The 15,799-nt window shown below is 36.7% G+C and carries 14 protein-coding genes; 10 read left to right on the top strand and 4 right to left on the bottom strand.

Going from position 1 to position 15,799, the window contains the following annotated elements:
• Positions 1 to 10 precede the first annotated feature (10 nt).
• Positions 11 to 631: a hypothetical protein gene (locus I3217_RS11685; protein ID WP_435049940.1), complete on the top strand. Its 621-nt coding sequence runs from the start codon at positions 11 to 13 to the stop codon at positions 629 to 631.
• A gap of 28 nt (positions 632 to 659) precedes the next feature.
• A complete protein-coding gene (locus I3217_RS11680) occupies positions 660 to 1,283 on the top strand; it encodes a lipoprotein signal peptidase (RefSeq protein ID WP_435049939.1) in 624 nt (207 codons plus the stop codon).
• 14 nt (positions 1,284 to 1,297) lie between these two features.
• On the opposite strand, the gene I3217_RS11675 is transcribed toward I3217_RS11680, so the two are convergent.
• From I3217_RS11675 to I3217_RS11660, 4 genes are read right to left on the bottom strand one after another with little or no spacing between them, the layout of a single operon-like run.
• Positions 1,298 to 1,861 (bottom strand): 5-formyltetrahydrofolate cyclo-ligase, encoded by a 564-nt coding sequence (locus I3217_RS11675; RefSeq protein WP_435049938.1) that lies wholly within the window; start codon positions 1,859 to 1,861, stop codon positions 1,298 to 1,300.
• Positions 1,858 to 2,832: a succinylglutamate desuccinylase/aspartoacylase family protein gene (locus I3217_RS11670; protein WP_435049937.1), complete on the bottom strand. Its 975-nt coding sequence runs from the start codon at positions 2,830 to 2,832 to the stop codon at positions 1,858 to 1,860. The genes I3217_RS11675 and I3217_RS11670 overlap by 4 nt, the downstream gene beginning before the upstream one ends.
• A 3-nt stretch (positions 2,833 to 2,835) precedes the next feature.
• Positions 2,836 to 3,711, bottom strand: a complete 876-nt coding sequence (gene rimK / locus I3217_RS11665; protein WP_435049936.1) for a 30S ribosomal protein S6--L-glutamate ligase — start codon at positions 3,709 to 3,711, stop codon at positions 2,836 to 2,838.
• Positions 3,708 to 4,133, bottom strand: coding sequence for an ATP-dependent zinc protease family protein (locus tag I3217_RS11660; RefSeq protein ID WP_435049935.1), 426 nt, complete (start codon positions 4,131 to 4,133; stop codon positions 3,708 to 3,710). The genes rimK and I3217_RS11660 overlap by 4 nt, the downstream gene beginning before the upstream one ends.
• Positions 4,134 to 4,246: 113 nt before the next feature.
• Between I3217_RS11660 and uvrC the strand changes: the two genes are divergently transcribed.
• The 8 genes from uvrC (at position 4,247) to pgi (ending at position 15,647) form a co-directional block, all read left to right on the top strand.
• On the top strand, positions 4,247 to 6,037 hold the full coding sequence (uvrC, locus tag I3217_RS11655) for an excinuclease ABC subunit UvrC (RefSeq protein WP_435049934.1): 1,791 nt from the start codon (positions 4,247 to 4,249) through the stop codon (positions 6,035 to 6,037).
• Positions 6,038 to 8,260, top strand: coding sequence for a patatin-like phospholipase family protein (locus I3217_RS11650; protein ID WP_435049933.1), 2,223 nt, complete (start codon positions 6,038 to 6,040; stop codon positions 8,258 to 8,260).
• A 183-nt stretch (positions 8,261 to 8,443) separates the two neighbouring features.
• On the top strand, positions 8,444 to 9,598 hold the full coding sequence (locus I3217_RS11645) for a homogentisate 1,2-dioxygenase (protein ID WP_435049932.1): 1,155 nt from the start codon (positions 8,444 to 8,446) through the stop codon (positions 9,596 to 9,598).
• Between the two features lie 120 nt (positions 9,599 to 9,718).
• Positions 9,719 to 10,879, top strand: coding sequence for a 4-hydroxyphenylpyruvate dioxygenase (gene hppD, locus I3217_RS11640; RefSeq protein WP_435049931.1), 1,161 nt, complete (start codon positions 9,719 to 9,721; stop codon positions 10,877 to 10,879).
• Between the two features lie 146 nt (positions 10,880 to 11,025).
• Positions 11,026 to 11,811 carry a DUF3108 domain-containing protein gene (locus I3217_RS11635; RefSeq protein WP_435049930.1) on the top strand — a complete coding sequence of 262 codons (786 nt, stop codon included), beginning with the start codon at positions 11,026 to 11,028 and terminating at the stop codon, positions 11,809 to 11,811.
• Positions 11,808 to 12,731 (top strand): tryptophan 2,3-dioxygenase family protein, encoded by a 924-nt coding sequence (locus I3217_RS11630; RefSeq protein WP_435049929.1) that lies wholly within the window; start codon positions 11,808 to 11,810, stop codon positions 12,729 to 12,731. The genes I3217_RS11635 and I3217_RS11630 overlap by 4 nt, the downstream gene beginning before the upstream one ends.
• Positions 12,689 to 13,999: a peptidoglycan DD-metalloendopeptidase family protein gene (locus tag I3217_RS11625; RefSeq protein WP_435049928.1), complete on the top strand. Its 1,311-nt coding sequence runs from the start codon at positions 12,689 to 12,691 to the stop codon at positions 13,997 to 13,999. The genes I3217_RS11630 and I3217_RS11625 overlap by 43 nt, the downstream gene beginning before the upstream one ends.
• Before the next feature lies 1 nt (position 14,000).
• Positions 14,001 to 15,647 (top strand): glucose-6-phosphate isomerase, encoded by a 1,647-nt coding sequence (gene pgi / locus I3217_RS11620; RefSeq protein ID WP_435049927.1) that lies wholly within the window; start codon positions 14,001 to 14,003, stop codon positions 15,645 to 15,647.
• Positions 15,648 to 15,799: the final 152 nt, after the last annotated feature.

Genomic DNA, 15,799 nt, shown 5'->3' with positions numbered 1-15,799 from the left:
TTTTGCTTTTATGAGATCGCTTTTAGTTTTACTAATTTACATGTCCTGTTTTTCAGTTTTTGCTCAGAAACATATTGAAAAACATATAAATAATGCCGGAATATCTACAGTATATATTAACGGAAATACCTGTTATAAAATACATGTTACCACAAAAAAATCGGAAAGCATGGCTATTAAAACGCGAATAGCAGGTGAGCATTATGAGGATATGATGATTATATCTGAACAGAAGTCCGACACCCTGTTTATCCGTTCGGGTTTTCATCCTTTATTTACAGCCGATAATGATAAGCTTAGTGCTCACAAGGTCATGTCTATAGAAATGGAGGTGGAGTTGCCTGAGCATTTAAACCTATATGTACATAGTGATATTGGACTGGTAGAAGTTATCGGGCAATATAATAATGCGATTTTAGAGCTTAGGGATGGAAGTTGTAGTTTATACCATTTTCAAGGAAACGCAAGGGTTAATACAGTAAATGGAGATATAAAAGTAGAAACGAATTACACCAAAGTAACTGCCGAGTCCAGACATGGAATCCTTTTGTTAAGTCCGTTAGTACCGGGGCAAAACGAAATAATGCTTAAATCTATTCATGGCGATATAAGTGTGTATAAAACAGAATAATATTCTATTTTTGCTGAAAACCCAAAGCATGTCCCTAAAACGAACTTCCATACTTGTTATCCTTATTCTTCTAATCGATCAGATAAGTAAAATATACATTAAAACACATTTTATTTTAGGAGAAGATGTATCGGTGTTTAACTGGTTTAGGATATATTTTATTGAAAATGAAGGCATGGCCTGGGGAACAAAAATCAGTGATTTTTCAGATCTGATTTCAGATAGAGCTGCTAAAATAGCCTTAACAGTATTTCGGGTTTTTGCCATTTTTGGTATTGGATACTGGCTGTATTCTTCTATAAAGAGTAACGGGCATAAGTATCTAACTTTTGCGATAGCATTAATTTTTGCGGGGGCATTGGGTAATATTATAGACTCCGTTTTTTACGGGGTTATGTTTAGTGATAGTCATGGGCAGATTGCCAGTTTTTTACCTGCGGAAGGTGGTTACGACTCATTTTTGCACGGTAAGGTAGTGGATATGTTGTATTTCCCAATATGGAAAGGATACTTGCCGGAATGGCTGCCAATCTGGGGAGGAAAGTATTTTACCTTTTTTGAACCTGTTTTCAATATCGCCGATGTTGCTATTAGTGCAGGTTTTGTACTGCTGATTTTATTCAATAAAAAAGCTTTTCCTAAAACTGAATAAGACTAAATTGGCGTTTAAAATTTATAAATGCGCTTGGGGCTAATGCAATAATCTAGCGGAATGTCTTCAGGAGAAATATCGGAGATTTCATTTTCTGCTTCGAAAAATGATAGGCCAATTTTTATAACATCAGGGTTGCATTTGCTTAAAAAGCGATCGTAAAAGCCTTTGCCGTATCCAATTCTGTTGCCTTGCGCATCATAGGCTAAAAGAGGTATAAATACAACCTCGATACTTGCGTCTGGTATAGGAATACCATCTACCGGTTCCGGGATGTTATACTCGTTTTTCTTAATGGTAGTGGCATCGGTTAACAGGAAATGATGCATCTCGTTTGTTTCAAAATTACTTTTTGAAATCACAATATTTTTATCTTTCCCCGAGAGTATGTTTAGTATATATTCGGTGTTAACTTCCTTTTGTTCTGCTATAGTTAAAAAAATATGGTAAAAGGATTTGTCCCAGACCGGAAGTTTTAGAAGCTGATTGGAAATTTCAAGACTAAGGTCGTCACAGGTGGTTTCTGTTAATGCTTTTCGCTCTGCCTTATAGCGTTTCCTTAATTCTGCTTTAGTCATCGTTTTAATTTTCTGGTGATGTGAAATAAAGCGTCTCCCTGATATACAATAGGGGCTTCATTTACATTAATGATGTATCCGCCGTGTTCTGCTCTTACAAAATCGTTAAACTTACCATAGGGATCTGTAATATTGCCAAGAATGTCTCCTTTTTTAATTTTTGTAGCCATTAAATCGAGGGTAGGTCTGAACATGCCTGAATAATTGGCGCGTTGCCAGCGACTTTCTAAAATAAAAACGCAGGGTTTTTTAGGTTTTGAGGCTTTAAATTTTGTGTTTAACATGCCTAAGAATGAAAGTACGCGCTTCGCTCCATTCACTCCGGTATTGGTAATGTTGGCATCGAGATGAAAAGATTTTCCGCCTTCGAAAAGCAACATGGGAATACCTAATTTTGAACAGGTATAGCGGAAAGATTTGTTCAGGTTTTTAGAGTATACCACAAATGGGGCACCGAAAGCCTTAGCTAATTCATCCAGATCTGGGTTGTCTTTTACAATGCGTATCTGAGGAGCGTTAAACCGCCCGGCACCACCCGTATGGAAGTCAATAACATAATCCACGTATGGTATAACTTCGTGTATCAGTTTGTAAGCCACTCTGCTGGCAAGTGAGCCATTTTCGTTACCCGGAAACACCCTGTTTAAGTCGCGTCCATCCGGGAATTCTCTGGTAAGGTTAATAAATCCGAAAATATTAATTACAGGAATACAGATAATTGTGCCTTTTTTGGGTTTGTTAATGCCCTTGGCTATAAGTTGTCTCACAATTTCAACACCATTTACTTCGTCACCGTGTATGCCTGCAGTAAACAAAACTGTAGGTCCGGGACGTTTGGAGCGTTCTATAAAAATAGGAACATCGACACTGGAAGAGGTGTGTAAATTAGCTACATCGAAGCTAATTTCCGCACTTTCTCCAAGTCGGATGGGTTTTCCTAAAATGTATAGAATGTCCTTGGGTGCAGCCATATTTTATTTTGCATTCCGTTCTATAAAGGTGATGATGCTTTTGGCGATATTTTTACCTGTTGCACCTTCTATGCCTTCCAACCCGGGAGTGGAGTTGACTTCTAAAAGCAGAGGTCCTCTGGCAGATTGTAACATATCCACACCACAAACAGGTAGTTTTAAGGCTTTGGCTGCATTTATAGCCAGGCGTAATTCGGCTTCACTTAATTTAATGATATTTGCTGAGCCTCCGCGGTGTAAATTAGATCTGAATTCGCCGTCTTTACCCTGGCGCTTCATAGCTCCTACCACGTGTCCGTCTACAATTAAGGCCCTTAAATCGGCACCATTGGCTTCTTTTATAAACTCCTGAACGATAACCCGGGCTTGTAGTCCATTAAAGGCTTCCAAAACAGATTCAGCTGCATTTTTCGTTTCTGCAAGGACCACACCTAAGCCCTGCGTGCCTTCCAGTAATTTTATAATTACCGGGGTGCCACCAACATGGTTTATAACCTCTTCGACATCTCTTGAATAATTTGTAAACACCGTTTTAGGCATGCCTATTCCGGCTTTGCTTAAGCGTTGTAAACTGCGCAGTTTATCGCGTGAGCGCTGAATAGCATCTGAAGTAACTATGGTAAATACATTCATCATTTCAAATTGTCTTACCACAGCGCAACCATAAAAGGTTACCGAGGCACCAATTCTAGGAATAATGGCATCTACATAATCTAAATATCTGTTTTTGTAAAAGATGGTAGGTTTCTCTTTTTCAATTATAATGTCGCATTTAAGCGGGTCGATAACTTCCATTTTATGACCGCGCTTTTCTCCCTCAACGATTAGTCGGTCTGTCGAGTAAAGTTCTGCGTTTCTTGATAGAATTACAATATTCATGTGGCTTTTAAATTATGAGATAAGTTTTGAAGATCTACATCAACCAGAAATTTACGTTTTAAAAATTGTCTGCCTATAAGTACAGGAAATCGCATATCGTCTCGGGTGCTTAAAGTTAGATTAATCTTGTAGGTTTTACCAAAAATTATCACTTCAGATTTTACTTTATATCTATTTTCTTTTATGCCATTGCTGCTTTTTACGTTGGTAAAGGAATACTCTGTAAAAGTTACTTCTTTACTGCTAAAATTAGGGTGTCCTTTACTGTAAAATACACAACGCAGGCTGTTGTTTTCTTCAATTATAGTAGAACAGTGTATGGCAGAGGTATATGCGCCCGTATCCATTTTAACATCTATTTCATAGAGGTCCAGTTTCGGGAAATCAAATTTATCTACACGACCTAAAGTACGTTTATCCATACGTTGTTTAAAAAAGTGACGAAAGTATTTAAAAGTTATTTCAAATGTACATAAATAAATGCTATTTTTTTTCGGGTTAATTGCAATTGATTTTGTTGTAGTATCTTTGAGTTATGGACGAATCGGTACTAAAAATTCAATTGCAGACACTGCCTTCGGGGCCAGGTGTTTATCAGTATTTTGATAAGGATGGAACCATCATTTATGTGGGGAAGGCTAAGAATTTAAAAAAACGGGTGACGTCTTATTTTACTAAACATCACGATAGTGGTAAAACCCGTGTGCTTGTAAAAAAAATTGCCGAGATTAAGCATATCGTGGTTGAGACAGAAACAGATGCGCTTTTATTGGAGAATAATCTCATTAAAAAGCATCAGCCGCGTTACAATGTCTTGCTTAAGGACGATAAGTCTTATCCATGGATTTGTATTAAAAAAGAACGGTTTCCCCGAGTGTTTACTACCCGCAGGGTTATAAAAGACGGATCCGACTATTTTGGTCCCTATACCAGTATGAAAACCGTACACACCTTACTCGATTTAATTAAAGGTGTATATGCTTTGCGTACCTGTAATTTTGATTTGTCTGAAGCTAAAATAGAATCTGGTAAGTATAAAGTCTGTCTTGAGTATCATTTAGGAAACTGTAACGGTCCTTGTGAAGCTTATGAATCGGAAGTAGAGTACGGAGAAAAAATATTGGCTATCCGCGAAATTTTAAAAGGAAATTTTAAGGATTCTCTGGTTCAGTTCCGGCAGCAAATGAAGCAACTTGCAGCTAATATGCAGTTTGAAGCCGCGCAGAAAGTAAAAGAGAAAATAGAGGTTTTAGAGAATTATCAGGCTAAATCTACCATTGTGAATCCTAAAATTAGTAATGTAGATGTGTTTTCCATAACCAGCGACGAAAGCTATGGTTATATAAACTTCCTGCAATTATCTTACGGTTCTATTATTCGTTCGCACACTCTCGAAATAAAGAAAAAATTAGACGAAACAGATAAGCAATTACTCGAATTAGCCATAACAGAAATAAGGCAGCGCTTTCATTCCAATTCAAAAGAAATTTATGTGCCTTTTAAAGTTAATTTGGGAGAAGCGGTAAAAGTTACAGTGCCACAACTGGGCGATAAAAAGCGGATTTTAGAATTATCGCATCGCAATGCTAAATATTACCGGATGGAACGGTTTAAGCAAATTAAAATTACAGATCCGGACCGTCATGTTAAACGTATTATGGCACAGATGAAAACAGACCTTCGCTTACATGAAGAACCCCGGCATATAGAGTGTTTCGATAACTCCAATATTCAGGGAACTAATCCTGTGGCGGCCTGTGTAGTCTTTAAAGATGGAAAACCAAGTAAGAAGGATTACAGGCATTTTAATATTAAAACTGTTGAAGGACCGGATGATTTTGCTTCTATGGAAGAAGTGGTTTACAGACGGTATAAACGTTTAATAGAGGAGGGACAGCCCTTGCCACAACTTATAGTAATTGATGGCGGAAAAGGACAGTTGTCATCGGCTTTAAAAAGTCTTGATACTTTAGGAATCAGAGGTAAAGTGGCGATAATCGGAATTGCGAAGCGTTTAGAAGAATTATTTTATCCAAACGATCCAATTCCGTTATATTTAGATAAAAAAAGCGAAACCTTGAAGGTGATTCAGCAACTCAGAAATGAAGCGCATCGTTTTGGAATCGAGCATCATCGAAACCGCCGAAGTAAAAGTGCGCTGAATACCGAGCTGGAATCTATTCCTGGAATTGGAGAAAAAACCATAATCGAGTTGTTAAGTCATTTTAAATCGGTAAAGCGTATATCGAAAGCGTCGTTAAAAGATCTCGAAGATGTAGTTGGTCTTTCAAGAGGAACAAAAATTTTTAATCATTACAATCGTTAAATGAGGGTATTACTTGTAGCAGTACTATTGTTAGTCTGTACCCCTTTTTTTGCTCAAAATAAGTCGGAAGAAGATTTAAAAGTCGGTCTTGTTTTAAGTGGCGGAGGGGCAAAAGGGCTTGCGCATATTGGTGTGTTAAAAGTTATAGATAGTTTAGGAATTCGAGTAGATTATGTAGCCGGAACCAGTATGGGTGCTATTGTTGGGGCCTTGTATGCTTCGGGCTATTCCGGGAAGGCTATAGATTCTATATTTAAATCGGTCGATTTTGATAATATCATTATTGATAATATACCCAGAAGGTCCAAAACCTATTATGAGCGGGAAAATTCAGAGCGTTATGCCTTAACGTTGCCATTCGATAATTTTAAAGTGCGCATACCTACAGCACTTACACGCGGACAGAATACCTTTAATTTACTATCTGAATTGACTCTGCATGTAAATGATGTGGCTGATTTTAAAAATTTACCCATTCCGTTTTTTTGCATGGCTACCGACATGGAAACGGGGAAAGCAGTGGTTTTAGAGCGTGGTAATTTAGCTCAGTCAATTATGGCAAGCGGGGCCTTGCCAACCTTGTTTCAGCCCATGCACATTGGTGATCATGTGTATATTGATGGCGGTGTGGTAAATAATTATCCTTTAGATGAGATGAAGGCTAAAGGTGTCGATGTTGTTATTGGCGTGGATGTTCAGGATGAGTTAGCTAAGCCTAAAGATTTAAAATCGGCCACAGAAATTCTGTATCAGATCCATAATTATTCGGCTATCGAGGACATGAAGAAAAAAGTGCAGAAAACCGATGTTTATATTAAACCGAATATTGAAGATTTTACTGTGATTTCTTTCGATTACGGCGATGAAATTATTAAAAATGGCGAAGCTGCCGCTAAACGGAAGCTGCCAAGTTTAGAGGAGATTGTGTCACGTCAATCGGGAAATAGACCTCCGTTTCCTTCCATAAAGCAGGTGGACAGTCTGAATATAAAACGTATTACTATTTACGGAAACGAGCATTATACGCGAGCTTATATTTTAGGGAAGCTTAAGCTTAAAAGTGATTCTAAAGTGAGTTATGTCGATTTTTCCAGCGGTGTAAATAATCTTATTGCTACTAATAATTTTGATAGTTTTATTTACGAATTAACACCGGATTCTGACGGGGTAAGTTACAATCTGGTAACACATGTTATTGAAACTTCTAAACGAACGGCTTTAAAGTTTGCACTGCATTACGACGAGCTTTATAAAAGTGCAGCCTTAATAAATTTAACCAGAAAGCGTTTAATGTTAAATAACGATGTGGCGTCTCTGGACTTTATTCTAGGTGATAATGTCAGGTATAATTTTGAATATTATATAGATAAAGGATTTTACTGGAGTATCGGTATTAAATCCAGATTTAATCAGTTTAACAGAAATGTATCGGCAACAGCATTAATTCGAGATGTAGAACCCGGAGTGAATAAAATCGATACCGAATTAAAGGATTTTACTAATCAGTTTTATGTGCAGACGCAGTTTGTCCCCGATTTGGTTCTGAGTATTGGTGGCGAACAGAAATATTTAAATATAGAATCGGAAACCGTTACCAATGATTCGGGAAGTAACCGCAGAACTTTCGAAAACACGAACTATTTTAGCGTGTATGGAAAATTAAATTTCGACTCTTACGACAATAAATATTTTCCTAAGGAAGGATTTTATTTAGATACCGATTTTCATTTCTACCTGTTGTCAACGGCATATCAAAGCGATTTTAAGCAATTCTCAATCGGGAAAGCAGATGTAGGTTTTGCATTTAAAATTTTTGATCGTTTGTCAGTAAATATATTTAATGAAGGAGGTTTTACCATTGGGGAGAATGAAGGACCTTATCTTAATTTTGCTCTTGGGGGATATGGAGGTAACCTAATAAATAATATAAAATCGTTTTATGGTTATGACTGGTTGTCCTTAAATGGAGATAGTTTTGTAAAAGGAAGTGTAAAAGTAGATTACGAATTCGCTAAAAAGCATCATTTTTCTGTGGCTGCAAATTATGCCAACATAGAAGATAATATTTTCGATTTTGGCGAATGGTTTACGCTTCCCGATTATTCCGGATATGCTTTGGGCTACGGTTGGGAAACCGTATTAGGACCAATAGAACTGCATTATACCTGGTCTCCGGAACTTGGTGGAAATAACTGGTATTTTAATATCGGATTTTGGTTTTAGTAGTTTTTGTGCTTTTTATAACGTAAATAATTTATGAATACATTAAAATATTACGATATTTGTAATATTATGAATGTATTTTGGCAAGATTTATTATCCTTTTTGAAATTTTTAATAAAAAGGAAACCCGAATAATTTGTAGTAATTAATCCTCAATATTGTTTAATTACTAAATACATTACTATGCCTTTTTATCATAAATTAGGACAAATTCCACCTAAGCGCCATACGCAGTTTAAAAAGCCTGATGGCACTTTATATTCAGAGCAGTTATTTGGTACCATTGGTTTCGATGGTATGTCAACCAATTCTTACCACGAACAAAGGCCTACTCAGGTTAAAGCGATTCGCAGGCAATATTCTGTTGCCCCAAAAATAGCTAAGTCGAATAACATTCAGTCGTATCGGTTCAGAGGATTTCAGGTGCCTCAGGAAAAGGATTACCTGGACAGTAGAAAAATAATGCTTACCAATTCCGACTGCAATATTGTGCTGGCCGCACCTCGACACTCAACTACCGAGTATTTTTATAAGAATACAGATTCCGATGAACTGATTTTTATACATCGCGGCACCGGAAAATTGAGAACGCATTTAGGAAATCTGGATTTTAAATACGGAGATTATTTGTTAGTTCCTCGTGGCGTGATTTACAAAATAGATTTTGATACCGAAGACAACAGGCTGTTTATTGTGGAGTCTCACAGACCAATTTATACGCCAAAACGTTACAGAAACTGGTTTGGACAGTTGCTGGAACATGCGCCATTTTGCGAACGCGATATAAGAAAACCCGAAGAACTGGAAACATATAATGAAAGTGGTGATTTTTTAATTAAGGTAAAAAAACAAGGAGATATTTTTGATATGGTTTACGCTTCCCATCCTTTCGATGTCGTTGGGTACGATGGTTACAATTATCCTTATGCGTTTTCAATTCACGATTTTGAGCCTATTACCGGCCGGATCCATCAGCCGCCACCGGTGCATCAGACTTTCGAAACGGATGCTTTTGTAGTGTGCAGTTTTGTGCCAAGATTATACGATTATCATCCACAAAGTATCCCAGCACCTTACAACCATAGCAATATAGATAGTGATGAGGTGTTGTATTATGTAGATGGTGATTTTATGAGTAGAAACGATATTGCTGCCGGGCATATTTCGCTGCATCCGGCAGGCATTCCACACGGGCCGCATCCCGGAGCTGTAGAACGCAGTATAGGTCAGGTGAAAACAGATGAACTAGCTGTTATGGTCGATACATTTAAACCGTTGCAGATAACCGAAGAAGCTTTAAAAATAGCGGATGAGGATTATTTTAAGTCCTGGTTATAAACAGTTAAATTTTATATGTGTATTTCTGATTTTGCGCTTTTTTGTGGTTTCTTAAATTCTTGTAAATAGTGATTAATGAAACTACTAGTTTAAAATCTAATTATTATAATTTGTAATATTATGAGTAAAGAAATTAAATCAGTCAATTACGGACTGGAAAAAATATTTGAAGGAGCTGAAGACTTTTTGCCGCTATTAGGAATCGATTATGTAGAGTTTTATGTAGGTAATGCGAAACAGGCAGCTCATTTTTATAAGTCTGCTTTCGGATTTCAATCTTATGCCTATAAAGGTTTGGAAACAGGTAGCCGGGATACGGTATCTTACGTGTTAAAACAAGATAAAATAAAGCTGGTGTTAACAACGCCGTTACATTCTGGTCATCATATAAACGAGCATCTTGCAAAGCACGGCGACGGTGTAAAAGTAGTGGCGCTTTGGGTAGACGATGCAAGAAGTGCTTTCGAAGAAACGGTAAAGCGTGGTGCGAAACCCTATATGGAACCTGTAGTTGAAACGGATGAGTTTGGAGAAGTTGTACGTTCGGGAATTTATACCTACGGAGAAACAGTGCATTTGTTTGTCGAGCGTAAAAATTACTCCGGCACTTTTATGCCTGGTTTTGTGAGTTGGGAAACGGATTATAATCCGGAGTCAACCGGTTTGAAATTTATAGACCATATGGTTGGTAATGTAGGTTGGGGAGAAATGAATACCTGGGTAAAATGGTACGAAGATGTTATGGGATTTGTAAACTTTTTGTCGTTTGATGATAAACAGATTCATACCGAATACTCAGCGCTTATGAGTAAGGTTATGAGTAATGGTAACGGCAGAATTAAATTTCCTATCAATGAACCTGCTGAAGGTAAAAAAAGATCTCAGATAGAAGAATATCTTGATTTTTATGAGGGTCCGGGCGTTCAGCATATTGCCGTGGCAACAGATGATATTATTAGTACGGTGTCAAAATTAAGAGTACGTGGGGTTGAATTTTTATCACATCCACCGGAAGAGTATTACAGAGCTGTACCGGGGCGTTTGGAAGAACACAGCCATGAACTTAGAGAAGATATTGAAGTGTTAAAAAGTTTGGGTATTATGATAGATGCCGATGAAGAAGGATACCTGCTTCAAATTTTTACTAAGCCGGTGGAGGACAGGCCAACCTTGTTTTTCGAAATTATCCAGCGTATGGGGGCTAAGGGGTTTGGAGCCGGAAATTTTAAGGCCTTATTCGAATCTATAGAGCGGGAACAGGAAAAGCGTGGTACGCTTTAACATAACTTTAAGAAATAGCAAACTAAAACTCTGTCATTAATTTTGATGGAGTTTTTTACTTTTAATACATTTGGAATAGTAATTGTAATTAAATCTAAGCGAATGGAATATAATGTTCGTATTTTGGTTACAATTCAATATAAAATATGAGAAATCCCTTAATCATTTTTTTATTTGTTTTTGGCTTAGGCATTCAAGGTAGAAGCCAGAATGAAAGTGTTTTTCAGGAAGGCGAATGGTTTAAATTCGAAATGAGTTATAGTGGATTTCTTAAAGCAGGAGAGGCCACGCTGGAAGTTAAAAAGGATTACTTTAAAGGAAAGCCAGTATATCATGTTGTTGGTAAAGGCTGGACTACCGGCCCTATAAAATGGTTTTTTAAAGTCGAAGATTTGTACGAAACCTATATTGATATGGCAAACTATGTGCCGTATAAGTTTATAAGAAAAATAGATGAAGGCGGGCATACCAAAAATATAGAGATTGAATTTGATCATGTAAAAAACAAAGCATTAGTTTATAATGTAAAGCACGATAAGCATAAGGAATTCAGTACTAGTGAAGATGTACAGGATATGGTATCTACGTTCTATTATTTAAGAAATGAACTTAATGTTGATGGCTTACAGGTAGGCGAGGAAGTGTTTGTTAATATGTTTTTCGATGAAGAAAATTATCCTTTCAAATTAAAATATTTAGGTACAGAAATTATAGAAACAAAATTTGGCGATATTCCAGCTTTAAAATTCAGACCCTATGTAATGGCAGGTCGCGTTTTTAAAGAAGAAGAAAGTTTAACCCTTTGGGTAACTAACGATAAAAATAAGATGCCTTTACGAGTAAAAGCAGATTTGGCTGTAGGATCCTTACGTGCAGATTTAGATGCTTTTAAAGGTTTAAAATATCCACTAAAAATTATAGCCAAACCATGAGTTCACACGAAGATATAGAACTTCAACTAAAAGATAAATTTAATGCAATAGGTCAGAATCTGGATACACATTTAACGGGCTTACTACATGCCAAACCCATAAATTACTGGGATTATATTCAGACAGATGCCTTGTTGAATTTGCAGATTCAGCGAACTACTTTACCAGACGAAATGGTGTTTATCATGTATCATCAAATTAACGAGCTGTTATTTAAAATGATACTTTGGGAAATAGATCAGGTGGCGAGAAAAGAAGATGTCGATGCTGCTTTTTTTTCAGATAAATTAATGCGGGTTAGTCGGTATTTCGACATGTTAACGTCTTCGTTTAATATTATGCGAGATGGTATGTCGGTCGAGCAGTATAATAAATTCAGGACCACCTTAACTCCGGCAAGTGGTTTTCAAAGTGCGCAATACAGAAAGATAGAATTTGCATCTACGGAACTTATAAATTTAATAGACAACAGATTCCGGGAAACTATAGACCGAAATACCTCTTACGAGCATGCATTTAACCATTTGTATTGGCAGGCAGCCGGAAAAGACTATAAAACGGGTAAGAAAAGTTATTTATTAACAGTATTTGAAGAAAGATACAAAGATGAATTTCTTAAATTTGCCGAATTCTATAACACGCACAATTTGTGGACAAAGTTTAAAAGTCTGCCAAAGCATGTTAAAGAAGATAGAGCATTGGTAAATGCTATGCGACATTACGACTATACAGTAAATATTACTTGGGTTATGGCGCATTATAATACCGCGAATCATTATTTAAACATAGGAGGCGAAACCGCTGAAGCTACCGGAGGTAGTGAATGGGTTAAATACATGCATCCAAAATATCAAAAAAGAATATTTTTTCCAGATTTATGGACAGAAAACGAATTAGCAGATTGGGGAAAAGATGTGTAATTAGTTGTGTTGCTTTACTGGCTTTGGTGGCTTGTAAAGAGAAACCCCAACAAGAATTAAAAGAAGAGTTAGCCGTTGTAAAAGAAGAAAAGCCTAAAGATATTTACGAGTTTGGCTTTAAATTAAACGATTACATAGTTAAGAGAGATACTGTTAAATCTGGAGATAGTTTCGGGTATATTCTGGAACGAAATAATATAGGCTATTCCAAAATTTATCAAATTTCAGAAAAAACCAAGGATAGTTTCGATATTAGAAAAATTAATATCGGGCAGCCTTATACCTTGTTGTGCTCTAAAGATTCTTTAGAAACGCCACGATGTTTTATTTATCAGCCGAATAAGGAAGAGTATGTTGTGGTTAATTTACAGGATTCTATTCATGCCTATACCAGAAGAAAACCAATTAAGTATGTTGAAAAGGAATATTCTGGTATCATAACAAGTAATATTTCTCAGACCTTAGACGACGACGGATTAAGTTTGATACTGGCTTATAAAATGTCAGATATTTATGCCTGGACTATTGATTTTACAAGACTTCAGAAAAACGATCGTTTTAAAGTAATTTATACTGATAAGTATATTGACGACACAATTTATGCCGGAATAGATAAAATTAAGGCGGCTTACTTCGAGCATAATAAAGAACCATTTTACGCTTTCGAATTTGAAACCGATACGGTTAAAGGCATAACCGATTTTTATAACGAAGAAGCTAAAACCTTGCGCCGGGCGTTTTTAAAAGCACCTGTAGAATTTAGCCGGATATCTTCGCGATATAATTTAAACAGACGTATTGCCTTATATGGTAATAAAGTGCGTCCGCATAAAGGAACCGATTTTGCCGCTCCAATAGGAACCCCGATTATGGCTACAGCTAACGGAACAGTTACTAAATCGAGTTATACGGGAGGTAATGGTAATTATGTGAAAATAAGACATAACAAAATGTACGAAACCCAATACCTGCATATGAAAAAACGCAAGGTAAAAGTTGGCGATTTTGTAAAGCAGGGTGATGTTATTGGTTGGGTTGGAATGACAGGGAATACCTCTGGACCGCACGTGTGTTACCGGTTCTGGGTAAATGGAAGACAAGTCGATCCGTTTAAACAAAAACTGCCTGCAGCCGAACCTATTTCGGATAATTTAAAAGTGCGTTATTTAGACTTTATAAAGCCTATAAGGAAGCAGCTGGATGCTGTGCCTTTTAAGGAGGAAAATACGCAAACCACAGAACAAGATTTAATAACTCAAGCATATTAAAATGGCATTACCAACTATTAATCCAACCACTACAAACGCATGGAAAAAACTTCAAAATCATTTTGAAGCAATCAAAGACGTGCACATGAAAGAATTATTTGCCAGCGATGTAAAGCGAGCAGATAAAAACACGATAATCTGGGAAGACTTCTATGTTGATTTCTCTAAAAACAGAATTACCGAAGAAACGGTGAAATATTTATTGGAACTGGCAGAAGAGGTGAAATTAAAAGAAGCCATTGCGAGTCAGTTTTCCGGAGAAATTATAAATCAGACCGAAGGTCGTGCCGTATTGCATACTGCTTTAAGAGCGCCAAAAGATGCCGGATTTAAGGTAGATGGAGAGGATGTGATGTCTGAAGTTTATGAGGTTAAAGAAAAAATAGAAGCATTTACCAACGATGTTGTTAGCGGAAAAAGAACCGGATATACGGGGAAACCGTTTACGCATGTGGTAAATATTGGTATTGGAGGTTCCGATTTAGGGCCTGCAATGGTGGTGGATGCACTTCAGTATTATAAAAATGACTTAACAACGCATTTTGTAAGTAATGTGGATGGGGATCATGTCAATGAAGTTATTAAACAGTTAGATCCGGAAACAACCTTATTTGTTATTGTATCTAAAACTTTTACTACTCAGGAAACTTTATCGAATGCCAATACCTTAAAAGAATGGTTCTTAAAATCGGCCGATGAGGCTGCAATAGCGAAACATTTTGTGGCGGTATCCACAAATATTGCCAATGTGAAATCGTTCGGTATAGACGAAAATAATATTTTCCCTATGTGGGATTGGGTTGGTGGTCGTTTCTCATTATGGAGTGCGGTTGGTTTAACCATAAGTCTTGCGGTAGGTTATAAAAATTTCGACAGTCTGCTAGCAGGAGCGCATGCTATGGATAACCATTTTAAAACTGCCGATTTCGACAAAAATATTCCTGTTGTACTAGCACTTTTAAGCGTGTGGTACAATAACTTTTACAATGCAGAAAGCGAAGCTATAATTGGGTATAGCCAATATTTAACGCAATTTGCAACCTACCTGCAACAGGGTATAATGGAAAGTAACGGTAAAAGTATAGATCGTAATGGCGATCGTGTAAATTACCAGACCGGAACGATAATCTGGGGAGAGCCAGGAACAAATTCACAACATGCTTTCTTTCAGCTAATCCATCAGGGGACCAAGTTAATTCCTGCAGATTTTATTGGATTTACAGAAGCATTACACGGTAATGTAGATCATCAGGATAAATTAATGTCTAATTTCCTGGCTCAGACCGAAGCTTTATTAAACGGAAAAACTAAAGAAGAAGTGTTGGAAGAAATGAAAACACAAAACCTTTCAGAAGCTGAAAAAGCCAAGTTACTTCCGTTTAAAGTATTTGAAGGGAATAAGCCAACAAATACCATTTTTATAAAAAAATTAACCCCTGAAAGTCTGGGTAAATTAATTGCCATGTACGAGCATAAAATCTTTGTTCAGGGCATTATCTGGAACATTTTTAGTTACGACCAGTTTGGTGTGGAATTAGGGAAGCAATTAGCGAATAAAATTTTAAAGGAATTTGATGGTTCTGAGGAATATAAACATGACAATTCTACTCTTAATCTTTTAAATTTTTATAAAAATTCTAGAGGATAAACAGCTAATCTGTTAATTCTTTGATACAAAGTTCTTCATTTTTTTTATTGTGCAGATTATGAGTATCTTGCGAGGTGTTAAAAATCTTAACATTTACATAATAATCATATGTCCGAGTGGACTATTTTTGCAAACGTAAAATCAAACAACAA

The sequence above is a fragment of the Formosa sp. S-31 genome, assembly GCF_051172795.1.
Lineage (GTDB): Bacteria > Bacteroidota > Bacteroidia > Flavobacteriales > Flavobacteriaceae > Formosa.
This window is presented reverse-complemented; position numbering and strand designations above follow the sequence as displayed.